At 68.6% G+C, this 24,018-nt stretch carries 22 protein-coding genes; 12 read left to right on the top strand and 10 right to left on the bottom strand.

The genetic code is table 11. From position 1 onward, the window contains the following. Positions 1-291 precede the first annotated feature (291 nt). From rpsP to ffh, 6 genes are all read right to left on the bottom strand, one after another. A complete protein-coding gene (gene rpsP / locus BMX29_RS04280) occupies positions 292-666 on the bottom strand; it encodes a 30S ribosomal protein S16 (protein ID WP_043842718.1) in 375 nt (124 codons plus the stop codon). A gap of 37 nt (positions 667-703) precedes the next feature. Beyond that, positions 704-1,009 (bottom strand): chorismate mutase, encoded by a 306-nt coding sequence (locus tag BMX29_RS04275; protein ID WP_092810668.1) that lies wholly within the window; start codon positions 1,007-1,009, stop codon positions 704-706. Next, positions 1,002-1,607, bottom strand: a complete 606-nt coding sequence (locus tag BMX29_RS04270; protein WP_092810666.1) for a GNAT family N-acetyltransferase — start codon at positions 1,605-1,607, stop codon at positions 1,002-1,004. Before BMX29_RS04270 ends, BMX29_RS04275 begins: the two co-directional genes overlap by 8 nt. After that, on the bottom strand, positions 1,604-2,131 hold the full coding sequence (locus BMX29_RS04265; protein ID WP_092810664.1) for a GNAT family N-acetyltransferase: 528 nt from the start codon (positions 2,129-2,131) through the stop codon (positions 1,604-1,606). The genes BMX29_RS04270 and BMX29_RS04265 overlap by 4 nt, the downstream gene beginning before the upstream one ends. Continuing rightward, positions 2,128-2,688, bottom strand: coding sequence for a GNAT family N-acetyltransferase (locus BMX29_RS04260; RefSeq protein ID WP_092810662.1), 561 nt, complete (start codon positions 2,686-2,688; stop codon positions 2,128-2,130). The genes BMX29_RS04265 and BMX29_RS04260 overlap by 4 nt, the downstream gene beginning before the upstream one ends. Before the next feature lie 145 nt (positions 2,689-2,833). Next, complete coding sequence (gene ffh / locus BMX29_RS04255) at positions 2,834-4,342, bottom strand: signal recognition particle protein (RefSeq protein WP_092810660.1); 1,509 nt, start codon at positions 4,340-4,342, stop codon at positions 2,834-2,836. Between the two features lie 283 nt (positions 4,343-4,625). Here ffh and smpB point away from each other — a divergent pair, with 283 nt between their 5' ends. From smpB to BMX29_RS04225, 6 genes are all read left to right on the top strand, one after another. Continuing rightward, on the top strand, positions 4,626-5,099 hold the full coding sequence (gene smpB, locus BMX29_RS04250; protein ID WP_092810659.1) for an SsrA-binding protein SmpB: 474 nt from the start codon (positions 4,626-4,628) through the stop codon (positions 5,097-5,099). A 78-nt stretch (positions 5,100-5,177) separates the two neighbouring features. After that, positions 5,178-5,630, top strand: coding sequence for a DUF411 domain-containing protein (locus BMX29_RS04245; protein WP_043842728.1), 453 nt, complete (start codon positions 5,178-5,180; stop codon positions 5,628-5,630). A 103-nt stretch (positions 5,631-5,733) separates the two neighbouring features. After that, a complete protein-coding gene (gene sseA, locus BMX29_RS04240; RefSeq protein ID WP_092810657.1) occupies positions 5,734-6,591 on the top strand; it encodes a 3-mercaptopyruvate sulfurtransferase in 858 nt (285 codons plus the stop codon). Positions 6,592-6,614: 23 nt separating this feature from the next. Then, entirely contained in the window at positions 6,615-7,799 is a 1,185-nt protein-coding gene (locus BMX29_RS04235; protein WP_043842731.1) for an amino acid aminotransferase, read from the top strand. A gap of 1 nt (position 7,800) precedes the next feature. Continuing rightward, complete coding sequence (locus BMX29_RS04230) at positions 7,801-8,403, top strand: glutathione S-transferase family protein (RefSeq protein WP_092810655.1); 603 nt, start codon at positions 7,801-7,803, stop codon at positions 8,401-8,403. 152 nt (positions 8,404-8,555) lie between these two features. Continuing rightward, positions 8,556-8,975 carry a universal stress protein gene (locus tag BMX29_RS04225; protein WP_092810653.1) on the top strand — a complete coding sequence of 140 codons (420 nt, stop codon included), beginning with the start codon at positions 8,556-8,558 and terminating at the stop codon, positions 8,973-8,975. A gap of 7 nt (positions 8,976-8,982) precedes the next feature. On the opposite strand, the gene rlmH is transcribed toward BMX29_RS04225, so the two are convergent. The 3 genes from rlmH to BMX29_RS04210 form a co-directional block, all read right to left on the bottom strand. Beyond that, positions 8,983-9,450, bottom strand: coding sequence for a 23S rRNA (pseudouridine(1915)-N(3))-methyltransferase RlmH (rlmH, locus tag BMX29_RS04220; RefSeq protein WP_092810651.1), 468 nt, complete (start codon positions 9,448-9,450; stop codon positions 8,983-8,985). Between the two features lie 7 nt (positions 9,451-9,457). After that, the gene (gene rsfS, locus BMX29_RS04215; protein WP_092810650.1) at positions 9,458-9,829 is read right to left on the bottom strand and encodes a ribosome silencing factor; all 372 of its coding nucleotides are present in this window, start codon (positions 9,827-9,829) and stop codon (positions 9,458-9,460) included. A gap of 183 nt (positions 9,830-10,012) precedes the next feature. Next, positions 10,013-10,705: a glycosyltransferase family protein gene (locus BMX29_RS04210; protein WP_092810648.1), complete on the bottom strand. Its 693-nt coding sequence runs from the start codon at positions 10,703-10,705 to the stop codon at positions 10,013-10,015. Between the two features lie 226 nt (positions 10,706-10,931). Between BMX29_RS04210 and BMX29_RS04205 the strand changes: the two genes are divergently transcribed. The 3 genes from BMX29_RS04205 to BMX29_RS04195 all read left to right on the top strand — a co-directional run bounded on the left by BMX29_RS04205 (position 10,932) and on the right by BMX29_RS04195 (position 16,083). Further along, positions 10,932-13,946 (top strand): error-prone DNA polymerase, encoded by a 3,015-nt coding sequence (locus BMX29_RS04205; protein ID WP_092810646.1) that lies wholly within the window; start codon positions 10,932-10,934, stop codon positions 13,944-13,946. Positions 13,947-14,137: 191 nt separating this feature from the next. Further along, entirely contained in the window at positions 14,138-15,739 is a 1,602-nt protein-coding gene (locus BMX29_RS04200) for an adenine nucleotide alpha hydrolase family protein (RefSeq protein WP_092810644.1), read from the top strand. After that, entirely contained in the window at positions 15,736-16,083 is a 348-nt protein-coding gene (locus tag BMX29_RS04195) for an antibiotic biosynthesis monooxygenase family protein (protein ID WP_092810642.1), read from the top strand. The genes BMX29_RS04200 and BMX29_RS04195 overlap by 4 nt, the downstream gene beginning before the upstream one ends. A 10-nt stretch (positions 16,084-16,093) precedes the next feature. Here BMX29_RS04195 and BMX29_RS04190 read toward each other — a convergent pair whose 3' ends face one another. Further along, entirely contained in the window at positions 16,094-16,897 is an 804-nt protein-coding gene (locus tag BMX29_RS04190) for an undecaprenyl-diphosphate phosphatase (protein ID WP_092810640.1), read from the bottom strand. A gap of 218 nt (positions 16,898-17,115) precedes the next feature. Here BMX29_RS04190 and BMX29_RS04185 point away from each other — a divergent pair, with 218 nt between their 5' ends. The 3 genes from BMX29_RS04185 (at position 17,116) to gltB (ending at position 23,819) form a co-directional block, all read left to right on the top strand. Continuing rightward, complete coding sequence (locus BMX29_RS04185; RefSeq protein WP_043842750.1) at positions 17,116-18,552, top strand: NAD(P)-dependent oxidoreductase; 1,437 nt, start codon at positions 17,116-17,118, stop codon at positions 18,550-18,552. A 127-nt stretch (positions 18,553-18,679) separates the two neighbouring features. After that, positions 18,680-19,114 (top strand): GFA family protein, encoded by a 435-nt coding sequence (locus BMX29_RS04180; protein ID WP_092810791.1) that lies wholly within the window; start codon positions 18,680-18,682, stop codon positions 19,112-19,114. A gap of 166 nt (positions 19,115-19,280) precedes the next feature. Beyond that, the gene (gene gltB / locus BMX29_RS04175) at positions 19,281-23,819 is read left to right on the top strand and encodes a glutamate synthase large subunit (protein WP_092810638.1); all 4,539 of its coding nucleotides are present in this window, start codon (positions 19,281-19,283) and stop codon (positions 23,817-23,819) included. Positions 23,820-24,018: the final 199 nt, after the last annotated feature.

Here is a 24,018-nt window from a genome sequence, read left to right as displayed (position 1 = left end):
GCCCGGCGTCGCGCGCCGCCCGTCATGGCGGCAAGGCCACGGCTTGTGCCACGGCTGGGCGGTAAGTCGCCCACGGGATCGGACTGTCAGCCGCTGCTGGCAACGGCTGCGTGTTATCGGCGCTCGATGCTGAGGACACCGCCGCAATGCTGCGCTCCGCACGTCCGCGCTTCGGTGAGGATGCCGGTCAGACCTGTGGACGACGAAAAAGGGCCGGCGCGGGGTTCGCCCGCACCGGCCCTCTTGGTTCTACGACGGGAGGCATGCCCGAGGCACGTCCCGGCGAACCGTTCACTCGGCCGACGCTTCCTCGGCTGCTTCGTCGGCGGCGGCTGCCTTCTCGGCGCGTGCCTTCGCACGCTCCTGCGCGGCCTTGCCCGGGGTGCCCTTCTTGGGGTTGTTGCGCTCGACCTTCTCGGCGGCGCCGGCGTTCTCGAGGAAGCGCTGCACGCGCTCGGTCGGCTGGGCGCCGTGCTCCATCCATGCCTTCACGCGATCGATGTCGAGGATCACGCGACGCTCGTCGCCCTTGGGCAGCAGCGGATTGTAGGTGCCGAGCTTCTCGAGGAAGCGGCCGTCGCGCGGCATGCGGCTGTCGGCGACGACGATGGAGTAGTGGGGGCGCTTCTTGGAACCGCCGCGGGACAGTCTGATCTTAACAGCCATTTCGGGTCTCCTTTGTCTTATGGCTTGGGCCGGAGGGTCAGGTCCGGTGTTTCTCGTGGTGCTTGATGACTTCCTGGATGATGAAATTCAGGAAGGCCTCGGCGAAGTCGGGGTCGAGATCCGCCCGGCTTGCCAGATCCTTGAGCCGCGCGATCTGGGTTTCCTCGCGCGCGGGGTCCGAGGCCGGCAGCTCGTGCCGCGCCTTGAGTTCGCCGACCGCCTGCGTCCGCTTGAACCGCTCGGCCAGCGTGAAGACGAGGATCGCGTCCAGCCGATCGATCGAGGCGCGGTGCTCGGCCAGGATCTCGGCCGCGCGGGCGATGGTAGTCGTGTCTTCAGTCAAGGGCCCAGCCTTTCGGTGTGAACAGGGGGTCGATGTAGTTCTGGATCTCCATCTCGATCCCGTGCGCCAGCTGGCTGTCACGCAGCCGGGCCGGGGCAGGATGGCGATAGGAGACCTCGTTGCCGTCCACGGTCGCGGCCTCGCGGTCGCGCTCGGCGCCGAGCCGCTCGGCCAGCCGGATCGACTGCAGGTCCTTGGGGTCGAGGTAGGACACCGCAGTGTCCCAGCCGCAGGACTCGTAGAAGTACCGCCGCACCCGCTGCGTCGCCTCGAGGGCGAAGCCCCGGCCGGCGCGATCGGGCCAGATGATCCAGGCGACCTCGCGTTCGGGCCACTTGGCAGGCTGCCAGCCGCCGGCCATCCCCACCGTCTCGTCGCTGTCCTTGAGGTGGACCATCCACATCCCGAAGCCGCGAATCTGCCAGTGGCCGATCTCGGCGGCGTAGAGCATCCACGTCTCGTAGGCGTTGAGCGGGCCCCCCATGAACCGCGCCCGGTAGGACGCGAAGGTCGCCTTGAAATCGGGATAGTCCTGCGCCTCGGGCGCCGAGAGCCGCAGGCGCGCGGTCTCGAGCGTGGGAATGTCCGTCGTGGTCATGCCGCCCCTCCCGTTGTCCCGGGGGTGAAGCGGAAGGCCACCTCGTCGCCGAAGCGGGTGGGCAGCGTCGCGTCCTCGACGCCTCCGAGCGTTTCGGCAACGCGCAACGAGGCGGCGTTGTCGCGGCGCACCAAGGCGGTCAGGACCGGCAGGCCGAGCTGGGTGAAGGCGTAGTCGCGCACCGCGGTCGCGGCCTCGCGGGCATAGCCCTGTCCTTCATCTTCGCCGTGCCAGAGCGTCCAGGTCAGCTCGGGCGGCAGCCCGGTATCGAGTTGCAACAGGCCCGCGTGGCCGAACGCCAGCGTGTCGTCCTCGACGCGGCAGATCGCGAACCGGCCGAAGCCGCGCATCTGCCAGTGGCCGATCATGGCGCAGAACTTGGTGAACGCCTCGGCCCGGCTCACCGGGCCGCCGACGAACGCCGCCCGCGGGCCGGTGTAGTAGGCCGCGTAGGTGTCGAAGTCGGGCGCGCGGAACGGCCGCAGCGTCAGGCGGTCGGTGCGCAGGATCACGCGGTCGGTCATCGCTGCGCCTCCTGCGGGCCGGGGTGCCGCCAGAGTTCGTCCTCGCCCATCGACGGGTTGTGGTAGGTCCGCTCGTGCACCGCGCCGAGCCGCGCGGCGAGCGCCTTGGAGCGCGTGTTCGACGGCACGATGTTCGACGTCAGCGTGGGCAGACCCAGCACGTCGTAGGCCCAGCCGCGCGCCGCCAGCGCCGCCTCGTAAGCGACGCCGCGGCCCTCGAAGCCCTCGTAGACGACCCAGCCGAGTTCCGGCTCGGGCCAGCCGCCGGGGTTCCACACGCCGGTGATGCCGGCGGGCGCGCCGGTCTCGCGGTCCTCGATGGTAAAGTAGCCGTAGCCATGCACGTGCCAGTGCCCGATGTTCATGACCCACCAGCGCCAGCTTTCGTGCCACGGCTGCACGGGGCCGAAGCCGGTGCAGCGCGTCTCGTCGGCGTGGAAGGCCGCGAAGGCGTCGAGATCGGCCATCTCGGGACCGCGCAGGATCAGGCGCGCGGTTTCGATCCGCGGGGCGGCGGTGGGAGCCGCGATCGGGGAGGGGGCCAGTGCGTCGGTCATGCCGGGCCTCCCCGCTTCGCGCCTGCGGAGAGGCCGGATTTCGAGTATTTGCAACGAGAAGAAGCAGGGGCGCGCGCGAGGAGCCGGGCCGCCGGAAGGGCGGTCGGACGGCTTGCGGGATATGCGGAACGCGCGCGCATCGACGTCACTTCTTCTTGCCGAAGCCCGAAAGGCCCTGGGGCAGGCCGGCGCCGCCGCCCATGCCACCCATGCCGCCGGGCATCTTGCCGCCCATGGCCTTGGCCGCGGCCTCGAGCTGTTTGGGGTCCATCTGCGAGGGGTCCATGCCCTCGGGCATCCCGCCCTTGCCGAACATGCCGGACATGGCTTGCTTGAGCATGCCGCCTTTGCCCATCTTGCCCATCTTCTTCATCATGTCGCCCATCTGGCGCTGCATCTTCAGAAGCTTGTTGAGCTCGGAGACCTCGAGGCCGGAGCCCTTGGCGATGCGCTTCTTGCGGCTCGCCTGAAGAAGCTGCGGGTTGGCGCGCTCCTTCTTTGTCATGGAATTGATGAGCGCGATCTGGCGGCGGACCATGGTGTCGTCGATGCCCGCGCCTTCCATCTGCTTGGCCATCTTTCCCATGCCGGGCATCATCGACATCATGCCCTCCATGCCGCCCATCTTCTGCATCTGCTCGAGCTGCATCTTCAGGTCGTTCATGTTGAACTGACCCTTCTGGAAGCGCTTCATCATGCGCTCGGCCTGCTCGGCCTCGAGCGTCTGTTGCGCCTTTTCCACCAGCGCGACGATGTCGCCCATGCCGAGGATGCGGCCGGCGACGCGCTCGGGCTCGAAGGTCTCGAGGGCGTCCATCTTCTCGCCCAGGCCGACGAAGCGGATCGGCTTGCCGGTGACTTCGCGCATCGACAGCGCGGCGCCGCCGCGACCGTCGCCGTCCATCCGGGTCAGAACCACGCCCGAGACGCCGATCTTGTCGTCGAACTCGGTCGCGACGTTCACCGCGTCCTGGCCGGTCAGGCCGTCGACGACCAGCAGTGTTTCGCGCGGGGTCACCACGTCACGAACGGCGGCGGCCTGGGCGATCAGCTCCTGGTCGATGTGGAGCCGGCCGGCGGTGTCGAGCATGTACACGTCGTAGCCGCCGAGAGCGGCCTGCGTCTTGGCGCGCTTGGCGATTGTAACCGGGTCCTCGCCCTTGACGATGGGCAGGGTGTCGACACCGATCTGCTTTCCGAGGATCTCGAGCTGTTCCATCGCCGCGGGGCGGTTCACGTCGAGCGACGCCATCAGCACGCGCTTCTTGTCTCGCTCGGTCAGGCGCTTGGCGAGCTTGGCGGTGGTCGTGGTCTTGCCCGAGCCCTGCAGGCCGACCATCAGGATCGGCGCGGGCGCCTGGTCGATCCGGAGCGCGCCGGGATCGCCGTCGCCGGTCAGCACGCCGATCAGCTCGTCGTGGACAATCTTGACCACCTGCTGGCCCGGCGTGACCGACTTGGTCACCGCGGCGCCGGTGGCCTTCTTCTCGACCGACTTGATGAAGTTGCGTGCCACCGGCAGGGACACGTCCGCCTCGAGCAGCGCCACGCGGACCTCGCGCAGCGCGGTGCGGACGTCATCCTCGCTGAGCGCGCCCTGTTTCGTCAGGCGGTCGAAGACGCCACCCAGGCGGTCTGACAGGCTCTCGAACATCTCGGCTCTCCTTCGCGCGATCTCCCTGCAGGGAAGGTAAGGGCGCACGGGCGTCGTCACAAACGTCGGGACAAAGCGGTAGCGCCCCCGTGGGCGCAACGCGCTGACGGAGGGCGATCCCGGGCAATGGCCCATGGGACCGGAAGCGAGTCGCACTTCCGGGGAATTGCCGCGCGGGGTAGCGAGCGCGGCCCGTACTGTCAAGCTCGGGGTTTGGACCGGCGGGGGCGCGTGCCTATGTCATGGTGGACGACAGGCACCGGATCGGATACCCACGCACGCCATGGCCAGGGACAGCGACAACAAGAACTACAAGGTGATCGCCGAGAACCGGCGCGCCCGCTTCGACTACGCGATCGAGGAGGATGTCGAGTGCGGCATCGTCCTGACCGGGTCGGAGGTCAAGTCGCTGCGCCTGAACTCCGCCAACATCGCCGAGAGCTATGCCGAGGTGAAGGACGGGGAGTTGTGGCTCATCAACTCCTACATCGCGCCGTACGAGCAGGCGATGTTCGGTCACGAGGACCGGCGGCCTCGCAAGCTGCTCGCGTCCAAGCGCGAACTCAGCCGGATGTGGAACGAGACCGCGCGCAAGGGCATGACGCTCGTGCCGCTGGTGCTCTACTTCAATCACCGCGGCATCGCGAAGATCAAGATCGCGCTGGCCAAGGGCAAGCGCACCGTCGACAAGCGCGAGACCGCGGCCAAGCGCGACTGGAACCGCCAGAAGCAACGCCTTCTGAAGGAGCACGGCTGACCGCGTCGTGATCGCGCGCGACTCGTGCCCGCGGTCGGGTTGGACTACCGTTCCGGCCGAATGACCGGAGGATTTGCCATGCATCGCCGTACTCTCATCGCAGCCGCCCTCGCCGTGCCGTTCGCCGGGCTGGCCCGCGCGCAGGGCGCGGACGCGCCCGCGATCACCGTCTTCAAGGATCCCAATTGCGGCTGCTGCTCGGGCTGGGTCGCGCACATGCGCGACGCCGGCTTCGACGTGGAGGCGCGCGATGTGGCGCCCGATGCGCTTCAGGCGGTGAAGGTCGAGGCGGGCGTCGCCCCCGACATGGCCTCGTGCCACACCGCGCTGGTGGGCGACTACGTGGTCGAGGGCCACGTCCCGGCCGAGGATGTGCGCCGCCTGCTGGACGAACGCCCCGAGGCGCTGGGCCTTGCCGTGCCGGGGATGCCGGTGGGCTCTCCCGGCATGGAAATGGGCGGTCGCGTCGACCCTTACGAGGTCAAGCTTCTGACCGCCTCGGGCGCCGAAACCTTCGCGCGCCACGGCTGATGGCCGCGCTACGGGCAGGGGGCGGGCCCATGCACGGTCTTGCCCTCGCACCGGGCGCCCTCTAATCACGCAAAAGACCTGCGCTTGCGCGAAGGAGGGGGCTATGGCCGAGGACGATCCCAAGACGCTCGTGTCGACCGACTGGCTCGGACGGCACCTGAAGGACCCGGACCTGCGGGTTCTCGATGCCAGCTGGTACCTGCCCGATGCCGGGCGGAACGGGCGCGCCGAATATACCGAGGCGCACATTCCGGGGGCACGGTTCGTCGACATCGACGATCTGAGCGACGCGCGCTCCGACCTGCCGCACATGGCGCCCCCGGTCGAGAAGTTCATGAGCCGGATGCGCGCGATGGGCGTGGGCGACGGCCACCAGGTCGTGGTCTACGACGGCGCCGGCATGTTCTCGGCCGCGCGCATCTGGTGGCTGTTCAAGCTGATGGGCCACGACGACATCGCCGTGCTCGACGGCGGCCTGCCCAAGTGGCGCGCCGAGGATCGCCCGCTCGAGGACATGGAGCCGATCGTCCGCGACCGGCACATGACCGTGCGCCGCCGCGCGCAGTTGGTGAAGGACGTCACGCAGGTGTCCTCGGCCTCCAAGCTCGGCGATCACGAGATCCTCGACGCCCGGTCGCCCGGCCGCTTCCGCGGCGAGGAGCCCGAGCCGCGCTCGGGGATGCGCGCCGGTCACATTCCCGGTTCGCGCAATGTCCACTACGCCACGCTTCTGAACGAGGACGGCACCCTGAAGACGCCGGACGAACTGCGCGCGGTGTTCGAGGCGGCGGGCGCTGATCTGTCGAAGCCCGCGATCACCACCTGTGGATCCGGCGTGACAGCCGCTATCCTGAGCCTTGCGCTGGAACGGATCGGCAAGACCGATCATTCGCTCTACGACGGGTCCTGGTCGGAATGGGGCGCGTCCCCCACCGTCCCCGTCGCGACCGGCGACACGTGACCCGACACCCCGGAGACACTCTCATGTTCGAACAGCTCCAAGAGCAGCCCGCCGACAAGATCCTCGCCCTCATGCAGGCGTTCCGCGAGGACCCGCGCGAGGACAAGATCGACCTCGGCGTCGGCGTCTACAAGGACGCCAACGGCAACACGCCGATCATGCGCGCGATCAAGGACGCCGAGAAGCGCCTCTGGGAAGAGGAAACCACCAAGGCCTATACCGGTCTCGCCGGTGATCCGCTCTTCGCCGAGCGGATGTCTCGGCTGGTGCTGGCCGACGCGGTCGAGGCCGACGCCGTGTCGGCCGTCGCCACGCCCGGTGGCACCGGCGCGGTGCGGCAGGCCTTCGACATGGTGCGCCTGGCGAACCCCGAAGTGCGCGTTCACGTCTCGGACCCGACCTGGCCGAACCACCTGTCAATCCTCAAGCACATGGGCATTCCCGCGATTCCCTACCGCTACTTCGACAGCGAGACCGGCGGCGTGGACTACGAGGGCATGATCGCCGATCTCAGCCAGGCGCGGTCGGGCGACGTCATCCTGCTGCACGGATGCTGCCACAACCCGACCGGGGCGAACCTGACGCAGGGCCAGTGGCACCAGCTGATCGAGATCATCAAGTCCACCGGCGCGACTCCGATGATCGACCTCGCCTACCAGGGGTTTGGCGACGGTCTTGACGAAGACGCGGGCCCCACCCGCGAAGTCGCGGCGGCCTGCCCGGAGACGCTGATCGCGGCGTCGTGCTCGAAGAACTTCGGCATCTACCGCGAACGGACCGGCATCCTGATGGCGGTCAGCAACGACACCTCGAAGAAGAAGGTGACGCAGGGCACGCTGGCCTATCTCAACCGGCAGAACTACTCGTTCCCGCCGGATCACGGCGCCCGGCTGGTGCTGATGGTCCTCGGCGACGAGGGCCTGCGCGCGGACTGGATGTCCGAGCTCGAGGACGTTCGCACCGGAATGCTCGAACTGCGCCGGCTGCTGACCGACGAGCTGCGCGAGCGCTCGGGCTCGGACCGCTTCGGCTTCCTCGCCCAGCACCGCGGCATGTTCTCGCGCCTCGGCGTGGGGCCGGACAAGGTCGAAGCCCTGCGCGAGAAGCACGGCATCTACATGGTCGGCGACAGCCGCATGAACATCGCGGGTCTCAACCGCGACACCGTGCCGAAGCTCGCCGAGGCCATCATCGACGTCGGCATCTGACGTGAAGCTCTACGGTCATCGCGATTCGGGCCACGCGTGCAAGGTTGCGCTGGCCCTGTCGCTGGCCGGCATCGAGCACGAGACCGCCGTCATCGACATCTGGGCCGCGCCCGAGACGCGGCCCGCCGATTTCCTTGCCGTCTCGCCTTTGGCAGAAGTGCCGTGCCTGGTGATCGACGGCGCGGCTTTTACCCAGTCAGGCGCCATCCTCATCGAGATCGCAACGCGCTTCGGCGTGCTCGGCGGCGACAGCGCCGAAGGGCTGAAACGCGGGCGCGAGATCATTCTATGGGAGGCCAACCGCCTTGGCATGTGCCTGCCACAGCTCAAGGAGGCGCGGCGGGTGAACGGCGAGGGCTTCCCCAAGGGCGCGGTCGAGTGGCTGCGCGGTCGATACGCCACCGATGCCGCGAACTTCGACCGTCTGCTCGGAGGCTCGCCGTTCCTGCATGGCGCGGCGCCGGGCATCGGAGACTGCGCCGTGTGGGGCTATGCCCAGTGGATCGAGGCCGCGGGCGAGCGGCCGAGCGCCGCGATGGACGCATGGCGGGACCGGATGCGGACGCTTCCGGGGACGAAAGCGCCCGGGGACTTCTTCGCGTAAAAAACGGAACTTGGCTCCGGGGCGTCCGTGTTAGTCTGATGACAGGGGCGCCCGGCGCCGGTCGCGCGCCCCCGATGTTCGGGCCGGGCGCAGGGCGATCTGAGAGCCCCGACCTCCCGACCGGACTCACCGGAGCCAAGGAGGACGCAGACATGTTCACGCACATCATGGCACCCGTCGACCTGCACCATGTCGATACGCTCGACCGGGCGCTGAAGGTCACCGCGGACGCGGCCAAGCACTACGGCGCCAAGGTCACCTTCGTCTCGGCGACGAACAACGAGCCGAGCGATGTCGCGCATTCGCCCGAAGAGTTCGTGGCCAAGCTGTCGGAGTTCGCGAAGGCCCAGGCGGAGAAGGGCGGCTTCGACGCGGAGGCGCACGCTATGGTGTTGCACGACAGCCGTGCCGATCTCGACAACGCCCTGCTCGACGCGGTGAAGGAACTGGACGCCGACCTCGTCATCATGGCCTCGCACGATCCGAACTTCGCCGATCACTTCTGGTCGTCGAACGGAGGCGCAGTCGCCCGCCACTCCCATGCGTCGGTGATGCTGGTGCGCGGGAGGTGATCCGCGCTCAAGCGCGGTGGTACGGGCTGCCCGCGAGGATCGAGGCCGCGCGGTAAAGCTGCTCGGCCAGCATGACGCGGGCCAGCATGTGTGGCCACACCATCGCGCCGAAGCTCAGCGCCATGTCGGCCTCGGCCCGAAGCCCAGGGTCGAGGCCGTCGGCGCCTCCGATCACGAAATGCGCCTCGGGCGAGCCCTGGTCGCGCCAGCGGGCCACGGCATCGGCAAAGTCGGGAGAGGTCATCGTGCGGCCCCGTTCGTCCAGAACGCAAATCGCGCCGGGGCCGAGCGCCTTGCGAAGCAGGGCCGCTTCGGCTGCCGGGCCGCCGCCCTTTTTGTCCTCGACCTCGGTCACCCGCACGGGGCCCAGGCCGAGTGCTCGGCCAGTCTTGTCGAAACGGCCTAGGTAGTCGCCGATCAGATCGCGCTCGGGGCCGGCGCGCAACCGGCCCACCACGCAGACGTGCAGCTTCATCGATCGATCAGTGTCCGGCGCTCCGCGACGGCGCGACCGGCATCCACATCTTTTCGATCTGGTAGAACTCGCGCACTTCCGGGCGGAAGACGTGCACGATCACGTCCCCGGTATCGATCAGGACCCAGTCGCCGGTTTCCTTGCCCTCGGTCTTGGGCAGGACGCCGTGGCGTGCCTTGAGTTCTTCCACCAGCTTCTCGGCGACGGCGATGACCTGCCGCGAGGACCGGCCCGAGCAGACGACCATGTAGTCGCCGATGGCGGTCTTGCCGCGAAGATCGATCTCCACGACCTCTTCGGCCTTCATGTCGTCGAGAATGGCAAGAACGGATGCGAGCTGCGTCTCGCTCGAAGCATCCACCTGGGCCATGCCGCTCATCGGGCGGCCCTCTTCGGCGGCATGTGCCGCGTCAGCGTAAAGTGACAGGACATCGTCCTCCTTTTCCGATCACCACCGGCCAAGGGGCAAAACGGCCCCGGGCCGTTCCCCAGATATAGCACCGGCGGCGTGACTTCTCAATGACAGGTGTCGCGAAACGGCAACGGGCGGGCGGCGAGGCGCTCAGCGCACCCGGTTGGACAGCCAGCGCATCACCGGGTTCTTCTGCGGGCGGAGCAGCTCCAGGTGCAGGATCCGGGCCCGCGGCTGGTCCGACCACACCAGTTCGGACGCCTCGAAGACGCGCTTGTTGAACTGCGGTGGCAGCGTGTGGAAGGCGAGGTCGTCGGCCTCCCACAGCACTTCCCGGAACGACGGCTGGTCGATCCCGTAAGTGCCTTCGGCAAAGCGCAGCGCCCAGGCATCGAAGAAGTCGAGCGCGGCCTGGCTGCGGCGGTAGAGCAGGACCCCGGTGTTGATCTCGGGGAAGGCGTCGGGCAGCTCGTGCCGGATCGGCTTGTGGTGCCGCGGGCGATGCCACAGCGCCACCTGCGCGCCACAGATGTCGAAGCGGCCGAGAAGGGCGTAGAGCGAGTCGATGTTCTCGCGGACCAGCGTGTCGTTGTCGAGAAACAGCGTCTCGTCGAACGGCGTCTGGCCCAGCAGGTTCACCTTGGGCCGCTTCAGGCCGTCGGGAATGGTGAAGCTCAGGTCGAAGCCCGCGGTATCGTCGCCGGGGTGGCACCACAGCGCGGTGGCGAGCCCGGGGTTGCTGCGGCGCACGCTCTCTGCGGACCGGCGCGCCACGTTCACGTGCTCCGTGCCCCAGGCCACGTACATCACGCCGCGCCGCGGCGGCCTGCTGGTGTCTTGCATCCGGTCTCCGTTCGTTCTCCGGCTGGCCGTGACGCTGGGCCCGGCTGGCTGGGTGGCGGTTTAGCGTGGCGGGGGGCAGGTGCAAACCCCGGTGCGGCCGGGGGCGGGTGACGTTGCGTCCGTCCGGAGCGGAGCCGGGCACACGAGATCGGGACTCAACACGAGAACGAAAGTGGAACATACTGGGCCCTCCCGCCCGCGCGACTCGATCCTCCGGCCGTACCAGATGACCGCAGAACTCAGCATCACCACCAACTTCACCTTCCTCACCGGCGCCTCCCACCCCGAGGAGTTCGCCGAGCGCGCCGCGCTCGAAGGGCTGGACGCGATCGCCGTGGCCGACGAGAACGCGGTCGCGGGGATCGTGCGGGCGCACGTGCAGCTCAAGACCATCGCCCGGCAGGTGCGCGAGCGCACCGAGGCCGAGGCGCGCGACGGCCCCATCGGACCGCCCGCACCAGAGGGCTGCGCGGCGCCCGGCCTTGCCATCCGCAACGTCCCCCGGCTGATTCCCGCGGCACGGCTGGTACTGGCCGAGGGGGTGGAGATCACAGCGCTGGCCGCGACCCGGGCGGGCTGGGCGCGGCTGTGCCGGCTGCTGACCACCGGACGGCGGCGGACCGGCAAGGGCGCCTGCGATCTGCGGCTCGACGATCTTTTCGACGGCGGCGCCGAGGGTTTGGAGATGATCCTCCACGCCCCGCCGGAACCGCCGGCCCGGCCCGCGCTGCCTGCGCCGCGGACGACCGCCCCGACCGAGGGTGCCGGGGCGGGAGGGGACGCCACCGCCCCCGAGGCCGCCTGGCGCGGCCATGCCCGCCGCCTCGCGCAGGCCTTCGGGCGGCAGATGCACCTTGCGCTCGCGCCGCGCTACGACGGGGCCGACACCGCCCGCTTCGACCGTCTCGTGCAGATTGCGGCCGAACTCGGCCTGCCGACGCTCGCCACCGCGCGGCCGCTCATGCATCACGCCCGCCGGCGCCGGCTGGCCGACGTGATGACCGCGATCCGCCTCGGGGTGACCGTGGACCGGCTGGGCCGGGCGGCGCTGGTCAACGCCGAGCAGCGCCTGCGCGCGCCGTGGGAGATGCGCCGCCTGCTGGGGCGTCACGCGGACGCGCTCGATCGTGCTGCGAGGCTCGCGGCGCGCTGCCGGTTCGACATCGCCTCGCTGCGCTACGAGTATCCCTCGGAGATCGCCGAGGGCGAGCGGCCGCGCGACCGGCTGGCGCGGCTGGCGCGGGAGGGTCTGGAATGGCGCTATCCCGGCGGTGCCCCCGACAACGTCGTCCGCCTGCTCGAGCACGAGCTGGAGCTGATCGCCAAGCTGAACTACGAGCCTTACTTCCTGACCGTGCGCGACATCGTCGCCTTCGCCCGCGAGCGCGGCATCCTGTGCCAGGGGCGGGGATCGGCGGCGAACTCGGTGGTCTGCTATTGCATGGGCGTCACCAGCGTCAGCCCCGAGATCGGTACCATGGTCTTCGAGCGCTTCGTCTCCGAGGCCCGGGACGAGCCGCCGGATATCGACGTCGACTTCGAACACGAGCGCCGCGAGGAGGTGATCCAGCACATCTACGAGCGCTACGGCCGCCACCGCGCGGGCCTCTGCGCCACGGTCATCCACTACCGCGGCAAGCGTGCCATCCGCGAGGTCGGCGCCGCCATGGGCCTCAGCCAGGACACCATCGGCGCTCTTTCCTCGCAGCTCTGGGGATTCTTCTCGACCAACGGGCTGGAAGAGCAGCGCATGCGCGAGATCGGCCTCGACCCGACCGACCGCCGCCTGCGCCTGACCATGGATCTGATCCACGAGATCGTCGGTTTTCCGCGGCACCTCAGCCAGCATGTCGGCGGTTTCGTCATCACCGAAGGGCGGCTCGACGAACTGGTCCCGGTCGAGAACGCGGCGATGGAGGACCGGACGGTCATCTGCTGGGACAAGGACGACATCGACGCGCTGGGCATCCTCAAGGTCGACGTGCTGAGCCTTGGAATGCTGACCTGCATCCGCAAGGCCTTCGACCTGCTGAAGATGCACCACCGGCAGGAGCACACGCTGGCCACGCTGCCGCCCGAGGACCCCCGCGTCTACGACATGCTGTGCCGCGCGGATTCCATCGGCGTCTTCCAGGTCGAGAGCCGGGCGCAGATGAACTTCCTGCCCCGGATGCGGCCGCGCAACTTCTACGACCTGGTGATCGAGGTGGCGATCATCCGGCCGGGGCCGATCCAGGGCGACATGGTCCACCCCTACCTGCGCCGTCGCAACGGCGAAGAGGACGTGTCGTTTCCCTCCGACGCGCTGGGGCAGGTGCTGGGCAAGACGCTGGGCGTGCCTCTGTTCCAGGAGCAGGCGATGCAGATCGCCATCATCGGCGCGGGCTTCACCCCCGACGAGGCCGACCGCCTGCGCCGGGCGCTGGCCACGTTCAAGAAGCTCGGCAACGTGAGCGAGTTCCGTACCCGGTTCCTGCGCGGCATGGCTCGCAACGGCTACGACGCCGACTTCGCCGAGCGCTGCTTTTCCCAGATCGAGGGCTTCGGCTCCTACGGCTTTCCCGAAAGCCACGCGGCGTCCTTCGCGCTGCTGGTCTACGCGAGCGCGTGGATCAAGTGCCACCATCCCGGCATCTTCGCCTGCGCGCTGCTGAACGCGCAGCCCATGGGCTTCTACGCGCCGGCGCAGATCGTCCGCGACGCGCGCGAGCACGGGGTCGAGATCCGGCCCGTCGCCATCGACGCCAGCTACTGGGACAACGTGATGGAGCCCGACGGCCGCGGCGGGCTGGCGGTGCGGCTGGGCTTTCGCCAGATCAAAGGCGTGCGCGAGGAGGACGCGGCCTGGCTCTCGGCGGCGCGGGGCAACGGTTACCGCTCGGTGCGCGACGTGTGGCGCCGGGCGGGGCTGGCCGCGGGTGTGCTGGCGCGGCTGGCCGAGGCCGACGTCTTCGCGCCCCTGGGCCTGTCCCGCCGCGAGGCTCTGTGGGAAGCGCGGGCGCTGGCCGCCGAGAAGCCGCTGCCGCTGTTCTCGGGCGACATGGAGGGGGAGGGCATCGTGGAGCCTGCCGCCCACCTGCCCGAAATGACCGAGGGCGAGGAGATCGTCGAGGATTTCGTTGCCATGCGCCTGACCCTGCGCCGCCATCCGGTCGCGCTTCTGCGCCATATCCTGACGCCCGAGCCGGGGCAGGAGGCCGCCGCCCGCCGCGCGATCGCCGCGGCGTCGGGGCGGGGATGAGGCGCGGCGCGCAGGCGTGGCAGAAGAAGGAAGGGCGGACCGGTCGAGCCACCACCGCAGGCCGGAGGGAGTGAACCAGCGCTTTGGCGCGTATGACGTATGGGCACCACGCGCCCGTGTGCGTGCCCTGTTTTTAAGCAGCAGGCCCGGTGATAGATGCAGGATACCGAACCAAGGCCGAGCCCCACCGAATGCCGCAGCCCTTCCTGATCGACGACGAGACACCGCCACCCCAAGGCGCCACACTGCATGGCTGTGCCTTCGCCGAAGCCGATGCGGTTCTGGGCACCGACGGGCTGGCCGCGCTGGAATCCGAAGGGCGCGTGCTCGACTGGCACGCGGACGGCTGTCACCTGCTGGTGCGCCGCGACGGGGACCGGATCGCCCTCGGCGCGGACTTCGCGGGCTATCGTCACCTCTTCCACTGGTCGGACGGCGCGCGCTGGGCGGTCTGCGACAGCTTCATCGACCTCGTGGCGCACCTGCGCGCGCGCGGCATCGCGCTGGAAGAGGATATCGCGCAAACCGGTGCGTTCCTGTCGCGCAAGCAGCTCTTCCAGCAGCTGACCTCGGCGGCGACGCCGGTGAAGGGGATCTCGTGCCTTCGGGTGGACGAGCGCATCGAGATCGACGCGGACGGCCTGCGGATCGTGACCGCACCACCCGCGCCCGAACGGCCCTATGCCGAAGCCCTGCACGCCTTCCTCGAGCTGTGGCTCGCGCGGATGGAGGGGCTGCGCCGGGCCGAGGGGCTGACGTTGTTCATCCATTTGTCCGGCGGCCTCGACAGCCGCGCGGTGGCGGCCTTCCACCTCTGGCTCGAGCGCAACCGCGACCTGCCGGAGAATGCCACGATCCGATCCCTGACCGATGACAGCCACGCCGAGGACCTGCGGATCGCCGAGCGCCTCGCCGAGGCCACCGGCCTCAGGCTCAACCACATCGACCCACGCCCCCGTCGCAACCTCACCGTGGACGAGGCGCTGGCCGCCTGGCGTCATCATTCGGCCGGCGTCTATTCCCCGGTGCGTGTCCCGTCGGCCTTCTCGCACCCCGCGGACATCAATTTCTCGGGCCATGCCACGAACGGCTACAAGTACCGTTTCACCGACGAGGAGGCGGACCGCCGCGTCCGGGTGATGGAGCGCTCGTACGCCTGGTTCGGGCGTGGCGACCGGCCTCGGTGGCGCGCCGCGCTGCGGGCCGAGCTCGACCGGCTGGCCGGGCGCGGGGGCAGCCTCGGACAGGCCTGGGCGGTCTACCAGCGTACGCAGCGCGCGCGTTTCCATGCCGGGCAGGCCGCGACCTACAAGACGCAGGTTGCGCTTTTTCATTCGGCCTCGGCCGCCGCGGCCGCAGAGGCGCGACCCCAGGACGCCCCGGACTACCAGTTCTACCACGACATCCTCGCGGCGCTCGCGCCCGACCTGATGGAGCTGGCCCTCGACGATCCGCGCAAGGCCCCCGGCCCCGAACATCGCGCCGCGCTCACGGCCGTCGCGCCGCTCGCGCCCGAGCCGGGGCGGGTTTACGGTGCCGTGCCGGCTCAAGGCGAAGGGGCCGCCGACGCACCCTCGCGGCTGGAACTCGCGCGCGCTCTTGTGGCCGAGATCGACGCCGCGGGCTGGCCGAAAGGCCGGGTGTCCCTGATATTCCGCTGGCACCTGTTCCGACTGCGGCGCGACCTTGCGCGCGGTCGGGCGCGTCACGCGGTAAGGCTGCGGCACCTGCACGCGGCCTGGCTGCTGGGGCGCCTCCGGGCGCTTGGAGTTCGCATGGAGGGCGAAGCATGATCGCGATCATCTTCGAGGTGTTTCCGGCCGAGGGGCGGCGGGACGAATATCTCGACATCGCCGCCGAGATGCGGCCGATGGTCGAGGAGGTGGAGGGCTTCCTCTCGGTCGAGCGGTTCCAGAGCCTCACCGATCCCGACAAGCTACTCTCGATCAGCTTTTTCGAGGACGAGGCCGCCGTGGAACGCTGGCGGCAGCTGGCCGCCCACCGCCGCGCGCAGGGCAGGGGCCGGGGTGGCGTTTTCGCCGACTACCGCCTGCGGGTATGCCACGTTCTGCGCGACTATGGCATGACCGACAGGGCCGAGGCGCCCTTGGACAGCCGCGCGGCGCACGAGGGCTGAGGGCCGCGCCTCAGGTGTAGGCGTAGACCAGCAGTGCGACGCCCAGCACGACGCGATAGATGACGTAGGGCGTGAAGCTGACCGACCGCAGCAGCCGCATCATCAGCGTCAGCGCGGCCAGAGCCGCGACGAAGGCCAGCGCCGCTGCGATCGCGCCGTCGCGGAGGGCCGCGCCGTCGGCTTCACCGACCAGGTCGAGGCCAAGCAGCACGCCCGAGGCCAGGATCGTCGGAATCGACATCAGCATCGCCAGCTTGGCCGCGCCGTGCCTGTCGTATCCCAGCGCGCGGCCCCCCGTGATCGTGATGCCTGATCGAGACGTGCCGGGGATCAGTGCGACCGCCTGCCACAAGCCCATGATCGCCGCGTGCCTGAGCGTCCAGCGTTCGGCGGGCCGGACGGCGGGGCTGCGGGTGTCGAACCACCACAGCACGATGCCGAAAACCAGCATCGCCCAGCCGATCACCGCGACCGAGCGCAAGGCCTCGTCGAGACCGCTGAGCTTCAGCGCGAGGCCGGCCAGCACCACCGGGACGGTCGCGATCGCGAGGCAGAGCGCGAGGAACGCCCCCGGCGTGTCGACCCGGCCGCGCAACAGGCGTCCGGTCCCGGCCAGCGCCTCTTTCACATCTGCCCAAAAAAACAGCACGACGGCGAAAAGCGTGCCGACATGCACCGCCACGTCGATGGCGAGGCCCTGATCGGCCATTCCGGTAAGGCCGGGAAGAAGAATCAGGTGACCTGAGGACGAAACCGGAAGAAACTCGGTGATGCCCTGTATCAGGGCCAGGAGGACCAGCTGTGTCAGTGGCATGGGCGGCCTTCGGATGATGGGTGCGGCCGGTATATCTGTCTGGCGCGGCGCGGGAAGTGACAAATTAGGTCCGATCCGGACTTTAAAGTTTGGGATCTGCGGCAGAATGACCCCCTGCGGCATCGAATAATGCGCGAATAGGTCAGTGTTGGTGACTTTTCTTCCGCGCATCACTCGTATATAGCCCTGCAACGACATCGAGGTTCGGAGATCGTTTCATGGCGAAACAGCCCATGCTGAAATTCGTGAATGTCGGGCGGGACACGCCCGAAAAACGCGGCGCGGATGATCGCGCACGCGACTTTCACGAAATTTACGCCGAGTACGCGGACCAGAAGGCCAAGGAGCAGGCCGGGCGCTGCTCGCAATGCGGCGTGCCCTACTGCCAGTCGCACTGCCCGCTGCACAACAATATTCCCGACTGGCTGCGACTGACCGCCGAGGGCCGGCTCGAGGAGGCCTACGAGGTCAGCCAGGCCACGAACACCTTCCCCGAGATCTGCGGCCGCATCTGCCCCCAGGACCGTCTGTGCGAGGGCAACTGCGTGATCGAGCAGTCGGGCCACGGCACCGTGACCATCGGCGCCGTCGAGAAGTACATCACCGAGACCGCCTTCGAGGAAGGCTGGGTGAAGCCGATCAAGCCCGCGCAGGAGCGCGAGGAAAGCGTCGGCATCATCGGGGCGGGCCCAGGTGGCCTTGCCGCCGCGGACATTCTGCGCCGGGCCGGCGTGCAGGTGACGGTCTATGATCGCTACGACCGCGCGGGCGGGCTGATGACCTACGGCATTCCGGGCTTCAAGCTCGAGAAGCCGGTGGTCATGCGCCGCAACGAGCAACTCGAAGCCGGAGGCGTGACGTTCCGCCTGAACTGCGACGTCGGCCGCGACATCACCTTCGCCGAAATTCGCGAGGCGCACGACGCCGTCATCATCGCGACCGGCGTCTACAAGAGCCGCGACCTGCCCGGACCGGGCTCCGGCGCGCAAGGCATCGTGCGGGCGATCGACTTCCTGACCGCGTCGAACCGCGCCGTGAACTTCGGTGACGACGTCCCGGAATACGAGAGCGGCGAGCTCAACGCCAAGGACAAGAACGTCGTCGTCATCGGCGGCGGGGATACCGCGATGGACTGCCTGCGGACCTCGATCCGCCAAGGCGCCAAGAGCGTGAAGTGCCTCTACCGTCGCGACCGCCAGAACATGCCCGGCTCGCAGCGCGAGGTCGCCAACGCCGAGGAAGAGGGCGTGCAGTTCGAGTGGCTGACCGCGCCGAAGGGCTTCAAGGGCGATCCGGTCTCTGGCGTGGTGGTGCAGAAGATGCGCCTCGGACAGCCGGACGCGACCGGACGCCAGAGCCCCGAGATCATCGAGGGTTCGGACTACGAGGAACCAGCGGACCTCGTCATCAAGGCGCTGGGCTTCGAGCCCGAGGATCTGCCGAAGCTCTGGGACACCGAGGGGCTGGAAGTGACCCGCTGGGGCACCGTGAAGGCCGAGTTCGGCTCCGGCGCGACGGCGCTTCCGGGCGTCTACGCCGTGGGTGACATCGTGCGCGGGGCGAGCCTCGTGGTCTGGGCGATCCGGGACGGCCGCGATTGCGCCGACGCCGTGCTCGAGCAGATCAACGGCGCCGCGGCGGTGGCGGCCGAGTGATCGGCCAGGCCTTAACGGTCTGTTCCGGAAGCCGCGCTAGGCTGCCGGCCGGCGTGCCTGCCAGAGCGGGCTGCCGGCGCGACACGGCCGGGCGCGGATGACGGCCGAAATCAGGGGCGACGGGCACATGACGGACAGATCGGGACATTGCCTGTGCGGTGCGGTGAGCTTTACCGCGACCGACGTCAACAAGGGCTTCGGGGCCTGTCACTGCAAGATGTGCCAGCGTTGGGCCGGTGCGGCGATGCTGGCGGTGACGGTGCCCGCGACCGAGATGCGGATCGAGGGGCAGGACAGCGTCCGCACCCGCGCCACCTCGGACTGGGCCACGCGGTCGTGGTGCGACGTCTGCGGGTCCAACCTGTGGTACCGCCTGACGACGGACGGCGACGCCGCCGCGTACGAGGTGCCGCTCGGTCTTTTCGACGACGTTTCGGGCTTCACGCTCGAACAGGAGATCTTTGTGGACCAGAAGTCCGACGCGTTCGAGTTGAAGGGCGACCATGCCCGACTGACCGAGGCCGAGGTGCTTCGCAAGTTCGGCCTGCAGACGGCCACCTGATCGGGGCCCGCCGGGCCCCGACGCTGAAGTTTGACGGTGCGACCGCCCGGAACAGGACGGCGCGCCGGGACCGCACGGGCCGAGGCCCGTGAGGGAGGATCGGCCGGCCCCGCGGGGTCGGCAGTTCGGGACGCCTGTGGGCGCCCGCGAGAAGAGGATGAACGCCATGACCAAATACGATTCCGCCTGGGTCCGCGCCGAAGAGGAAAAGCGCGCCAAGCTGGCCGAACACGGCATGTATTCCTTCGAGGACGAACACTCCTCGTGCGGTGTCGGCCTGGTGGTCAGCCTCGACGGCAAGCCCTCGCGCAAGGTCGTGCAGTCCGGGATCACCGCGCTCCAGTCGATCTGGCACCGCGGCGCGGTGGACGCCGACGGCAAGACCGGCGACGGCGCCGGGATCCACGTGCAGATCCCGGTCAACTTCTTCTACGACCAGATCGACCGCACCGGGCACACCCCGAACAAGGATCAGCTGATCGCGGTCGGCCAGGTGTTCCTGCCGCGCACCGACTTCGGTGCTCAGGAAACCTGCCGCACGATCGTCGAGACGGAAGTGCTCCGGATGGGTTACTACATCTACGGCTGGCGCCACGTCCCGGTGAACATCGACTGCCTGGGCGAGAAGGCCAACGCCACCCGCCCCGAGATCGAGCAGATCCTGATCTCGAACTCGCGCGGCGTGGACGAGGAGACGTTCGAGCGGGATCTTTACGTCATCCGTCGCCGGATCGAGAAGGCCGCCGCCGCCGCGGGCGTCGCGCAGCTTTACATCGCGTCGCTGTCCTGCCGGTCGATCATCTACAAGGGTATGATGCTCGCCCAGGACGTGGCCGAGTTCTATCCCGACCTTCAGGACGACCGCTTCGAAAGCGCGTTCGCGATCTACCACCAGCGCTATTCCACCAACACCTTCCCGCAATGGTGGCTGGCGCAGCCCTTCCGGATGCTCGCCCACAACGGCGAGATCAACACGCTGAAGGGCAACACCAACTGGATGAAGAGCCACGAGATCCGCATGGCCTCGAACACGTTCGGGGACCGCGCGGCCGACATCAAGCCGATCATCGCCAGCGGCGCATCCGACTCCGCCGCGCTCGACGCGGTGTTCGAGGTGCTGGTGCGGGCCGGCCGCTCGGCGCCGATGGCCAAGACCATGCTGGTGCCCGAGTCGTGGTCCAAGCAGGCCGAGGAGCTGCCGGCACCGTGGCGCGACATGTACGCCTACTGCAACGCGGTGATGGAGCCGTGGGACGGTCCCGCCGCGCTGGCGATGACCGACGGCCGCTGGGTCTGCGGCGGCCTCGACCGCAACGGCCTGCGCCCGATGCGCTACGTGGTGACCGGCGACGGCCTGCTGATCGCGGGTTCCGAGGCGGGCATGGTGCCGGTGGACGAATCCACCGTGCGCGAGAAAGGCGCCCTCGGCCCCGGCCAGATGATCGCCGTGGACATGCAGGAAGGCCGGCTGTTCCACGACACCGAGATCAAGGACAAGCTCGCCGCGGCGCAGCCCTTCGGCGAATGGTGCGGCAAGATCACCGAACTCGACGACGCACTCGGCAGCGTGACCGAGGCGCCGCTCTTCGAGGCCGGCGACCTGCGCAAGCGGCAGATCGCGGCCGGCTACTCGGTCGAAGAGATCGAGCAAATCCTCGCGCCCATGGCCGAGGACGGCAAGGAGCAGGTCGCGTCCATGGGCGACGACACGCCCTCGGCGGTCCTGTCCAAGCGGTATCGCCCCCTGTCGCATTTCTTCCGGCAGAATTTCAGCCAGGTGACCAACCCGCCGATCGACAGCTTGCGCGAATTCCGCGTGATGTCGCTGAAGACCCGGTTCGGGAACCTGAAGAACGTTCTGGATGAATCTTCGGCCCAGACCGAGATCCTCGTGCTCGACAGCCCGTTTGTCGGCAACAAGCAGTTCGAAGAGCTGACCTCGCACTTCAACGCCGACATGGTCGAGATCGACTGCACGTTCGAGCCGAACGCCGGCCGCGACACGCTGCGCCGCGGGCTGGAGCGGATCCGCGCCGAGGCGGAGGACGCGGTGCGCTCGGGTGCCGGGCACCTGATCCTGACCGACCACAACCAGTCCGAGGACAAGGTCGGCATGCCGATGATCCTCGCGACCTCGGCGGTCCACTCGCACCTGACGCGCAAGGGCCTGCGGACCTTCTGCTCGATCTGCGTGCGGTCGGCAGAGTGCATCGACCCGCACTACTTCGCGGTGCTGATCGGCGCGGGTGCGACGATCGTGAACCCCTACCTCGCCGAGGACACGATCGCCGACCGCATCCGTCGCGATCTGATCGAGGGCACCCTGACCGAGGCGATGGCGCGCTACCGCGAAGCGATCGACTTCGGCCTGCTCAAGATCATGTCCAAGATGGGCATCTCGGTGCTGTCGTCCTATCGCGGCGGTCTGAACTTCGAGGCCGTGGGCCTCAGCCGCGCCATGTGCGCCGAGTTCTTCCCCGGCATGCTGTCCCGCATCTCGGGCATCGGCGTTTCGGGCATCCAGAAGAAAACCGAGGAAATCCACGCTCTGGGCTTCCGCGGTGGGCGCGACGTCCTGCCCATCGGCGGCTTCTACAAGTCCCGCAAGTCCGGCGAGAGCCACGCCTGGGGTGCGCAGACCATGCACCTGATGCAGATGGCCTGTAACAAGGCCTCCTTCGAGATGTGGAAGAACTACTCGAAGGCGATGCAGGCCAACCCGCCGATCCACCTGCGCGACCTTCTGGCGATCAAGCCGCTGGGCGAGGCGATCCCGCTCGAGGAGGTCGAGTCGATCACCTCGATCCGCAAGCGGTTCGTGACCCCTGGCATGTCGCTGGGCGCGCTGTCGCCCGAGGCACACAAGACGCTGAACGTCGCCATGAACCGGATCGGCGCCAAGTCCGACTCCGGTGAGGGCGGCGAGGATCCGGCGCACTTCGTGCCCGAGCCCAACGGCGACAACCCGTCGGCCAAGATCAAGCAGGTGGCGTCGGGCCGGTTCGGCGTGACCGCCGAGTACCTCAACCAGTGCGAGGAACTCGAGATCAAGGTGGCGCAGGGTGCCAAGCCCGGCGAGGGTGGCCAGCTGCCCGGCATGAAGGTCACCAAGCTGATCGCGCGACTGCGGCACTCGACGCCGGGCGTGATGCTGATCTCGCCGCCGCCGCACCACGACATCTATTCGATCGAAGACCTCGCGCAGCTAATCTACGACCTTAAGCAGATCAACCCGCGCGCCAAGGTGACGGTCAAGCTGGTGTCCTCCTCGGGCGTCGGCACGATCGCCGCGGGCGTGGCCAAGGCCAAGGCCGACGTGATCCTGATCTCGGGTCACAACGGCGGCACCGGCGCGAGCCCCGCGACCTCGATCAAGTATGCCGGCCTCCCGTGGGAAATGGGCCTGACCGAGGCGCACCAGGTGCTGTCGCTCAACAACCTGCGCAGCCGTGTGACGCTGCGCACGGACGGTGGCCTGCGCACCGGCCGGGACATCGTCATGGCGGCGATGATGGGTGCCGAGGAATACGGCATCGGCACCGCCGCGCTGATCGCGATGGGCTGCATCATGGTGCGTCAGTGCCAGTCGAACACCTGCCCGGTGGGCGTCTGCACCCAGGACGACACCCTGCGTGCCAAGTTCACCGGCAACGCGGACAAGGTGGTGAACCTCATCACCTTCTACGCCCAGGAGGTCCGCGAGATCCTGGCCTCCATCGGGGCACGCTCGCTCGACGACGTGATCGGCCGCGCCGACCTGCTGAGCCAGGTGAGCCGCGGGTCGGATCATCTCGACGACCTCGACCTCAACCCGCTGCTGATCCGCGTGGACGGCTCGGACGAGGTGAAGCTGGACCGCAACGGCCCGCGCAACGAGGTGGACGACACTCTCGACGCCGAGATCGTGAAGGACGCGCAGCGGTTCCTCGAGGACGGCGAGAAGATGCAGCTGTCCTACGCGGTGCAGAACACGCACCGTACGGTGGGCACGCGGGTCTCGAGCCACATCGTCAAGAAGTTCGGCATGAACAACACGCTCCAGCCGGACCACCTGACGGTGAAGCTGACGGGGTCGGCCGGCCAGTCACTGGGCGCCTTCGCCGCGCCGGGCCTCAAGATCGAGGTTTCGGGAGATGCCAACGACTACGTCGGCAAGGGGCTCTCGGGAGGCACCATCGTGGTGCGCCCGCCGATGGCATCGCCGCTGACCGCCGCCGACAACACGATCATCGGCAACACGGTGCTCTACGGTGCGACCAAGGGCTTCCTCTTCGCCGCCGGCCGCGCGGGCGAGCGCTTCGCCGTCCGCAACTCGGGCGCGCATGTGGTGATCGAAGGCTGCGGCTCCAACGGGTGCGAATACATGACCGGCGGCGTCGCCGTGATCCTCGGGCCGTTCGGGCCGAACTTCGGTGCCGGCATGACCGGGGGCATGGCCTATCTTTACGATCCCGAGGGCATGGCGCCGAAACTGCTCAACATGACGTCGCTCGTGACCTGCAAGGTCACGACGCCGGAATGGGTCGACGAGCTGACCGGCCTCGTGAAGCGCCACGCCGAGGAAACCGGCAGCCGCCGGGCGCAGGAGCTTCTTCAGCATTGGGACGACGCGCTGCCGCACTTCGTGCAGGTCTGCCCGAAGGAAATGCTCGACAAGATCGCCTATCCCCTCGGGATCGAGGCCGAAGCGGTCCCGGCCGAGTGAACGCGGCTCCGGCGGCGCCTTCGGGCGTCGCCGGGGACTCTCTTGCGAGTTGCATATGGAATGTGTCGACTCGCATGGGCGTCAGAAAATCACCTTGATTTCATCGCGCGCGATGCGCTTTCGCCCTGCAGTCTGGGTCTGTTCGCATGCACATGCCTGTCTAGCGAACCTGTTCCGTGACTGTACCTGAGTGAGTACC

Source organism: Roseivivax marinus (assembly GCF_900109705.1).
In the GTDB taxonomy this organism is placed as follows: Bacteria; Pseudomonadota; Alphaproteobacteria; order Rhodobacterales; family Rhodobacteraceae; genus Roseivivax; species Roseivivax marinus.
This window is presented reverse-complemented; position numbering and strand designations above follow the sequence as displayed.

Bases quoted from the DNA above. Each gene is read 5' to 3' on its own strand.
- rpsP (WP_043842718.1), bottom strand. From the start codon at position 666: ATGGCTGTTAAGATCAGACTGTCCCGCGGCGGTTCCAAGAAGCGCCCC.
- BMX29_RS04270 (WP_092810666.1), bottom strand. From the start codon at position 1,607: ATGACCACGACGGACATTCCCACGCTCGAGACCGCGCGCCTGCGGCTC.
- BMX29_RS04265 (WP_092810664.1), bottom strand. From the start codon at position 2,131: ATGACCGACCGCGTGATCCTGCGCACCGACCGCCTGACGCTGCGGCCG.
- BMX29_RS04260 (WP_092810662.1), bottom strand. From the start codon at position 2,688: ATGACCGACGCACTGGCCCCCTCCCCGATCGCGGCTCCCACCGCCGCC.
- ffh (WP_092810660.1), bottom strand. From the start codon at position 4,342: ATGTTCGAGAGCCTGTCAGACCGCCTGGGTGGCGTCTTCGACCGCCTG.
- smpB (WP_092810659.1), top strand. From the start codon at position 4,626: ATGGCCAGGGACAGCGACAACAAGAACTACAAGGTGATCGCCGAGAAC.
- BMX29_RS04245 (WP_043842728.1), top strand. From the start codon at position 5,178: ATGCATCGCCGTACTCTCATCGCAGCCGCCCTCGCCGTGCCGTTCGCC.
- sseA (WP_092810657.1), top strand. From the start codon at position 5,734: ATGGCCGAGGACGATCCCAAGACGCTCGTGTCGACCGACTGGCTCGGA.
- BMX29_RS04235 (WP_043842731.1), top strand. From the start codon at position 6,615: ATGTTCGAACAGCTCCAAGAGCAGCCCGCCGACAAGATCCTCGCCCTC.
- BMX29_RS04225 (WP_092810653.1), top strand. From the start codon at position 8,556: ATGTTCACGCACATCATGGCACCCGTCGACCTGCACCATGTCGATACG.
- rlmH (WP_092810651.1), bottom strand. From the start codon at position 9,450: ATGAAGCTGCACGTCTGCGTGGTGGGCCGGTTGCGCGCCGGCCCCGAG.
- rsfS (WP_092810650.1), bottom strand. From the start codon at position 9,829: ATGAGCGGCATGGCCCAGGTGGATGCTTCGAGCGAGACGCAGCTCGCA.
- BMX29_RS04210 (WP_092810648.1), bottom strand. From the start codon at position 10,705: ATGCAAGACACCAGCAGGCCGCCGCGGCGCGGCGTGATGTACGTGGCC.
- BMX29_RS04205 (WP_092810646.1), top strand. From the start codon at position 10,932: ATGACCGCAGAACTCAGCATCACCACCAACTTCACCTTCCTCACCGGC.
- BMX29_RS04200 (WP_092810644.1), top strand. From the start codon at position 14,138: ATGCCGCAGCCCTTCCTGATCGACGACGAGACACCGCCACCCCAAGGC.
- BMX29_RS04195 (WP_092810642.1), top strand. From the start codon at position 15,736: ATGATCGCGATCATCTTCGAGGTGTTTCCGGCCGAGGGGCGGCGGGAC.
- BMX29_RS04190 (WP_092810640.1), bottom strand. From the start codon at position 16,897: ATGCCACTGACACAGCTGGTCCTCCTGGCCCTGATACAGGGCATCACC.
- BMX29_RS04185 (WP_043842750.1), top strand. From the start codon at position 17,116: ATGGCGAAACAGCCCATGCTGAAATTCGTGAATGTCGGGCGGGACACG.
- BMX29_RS04180 (WP_092810791.1), top strand. From the start codon at position 18,680: ATGACGGACAGATCGGGACATTGCCTGTGCGGTGCGGTGAGCTTTACC.
- gltB (WP_092810638.1), top strand. From the start codon at position 19,281: ATGACCAAATACGATTCCGCCTGGGTCCGCGCCGAAGAGGAAAAGCGC.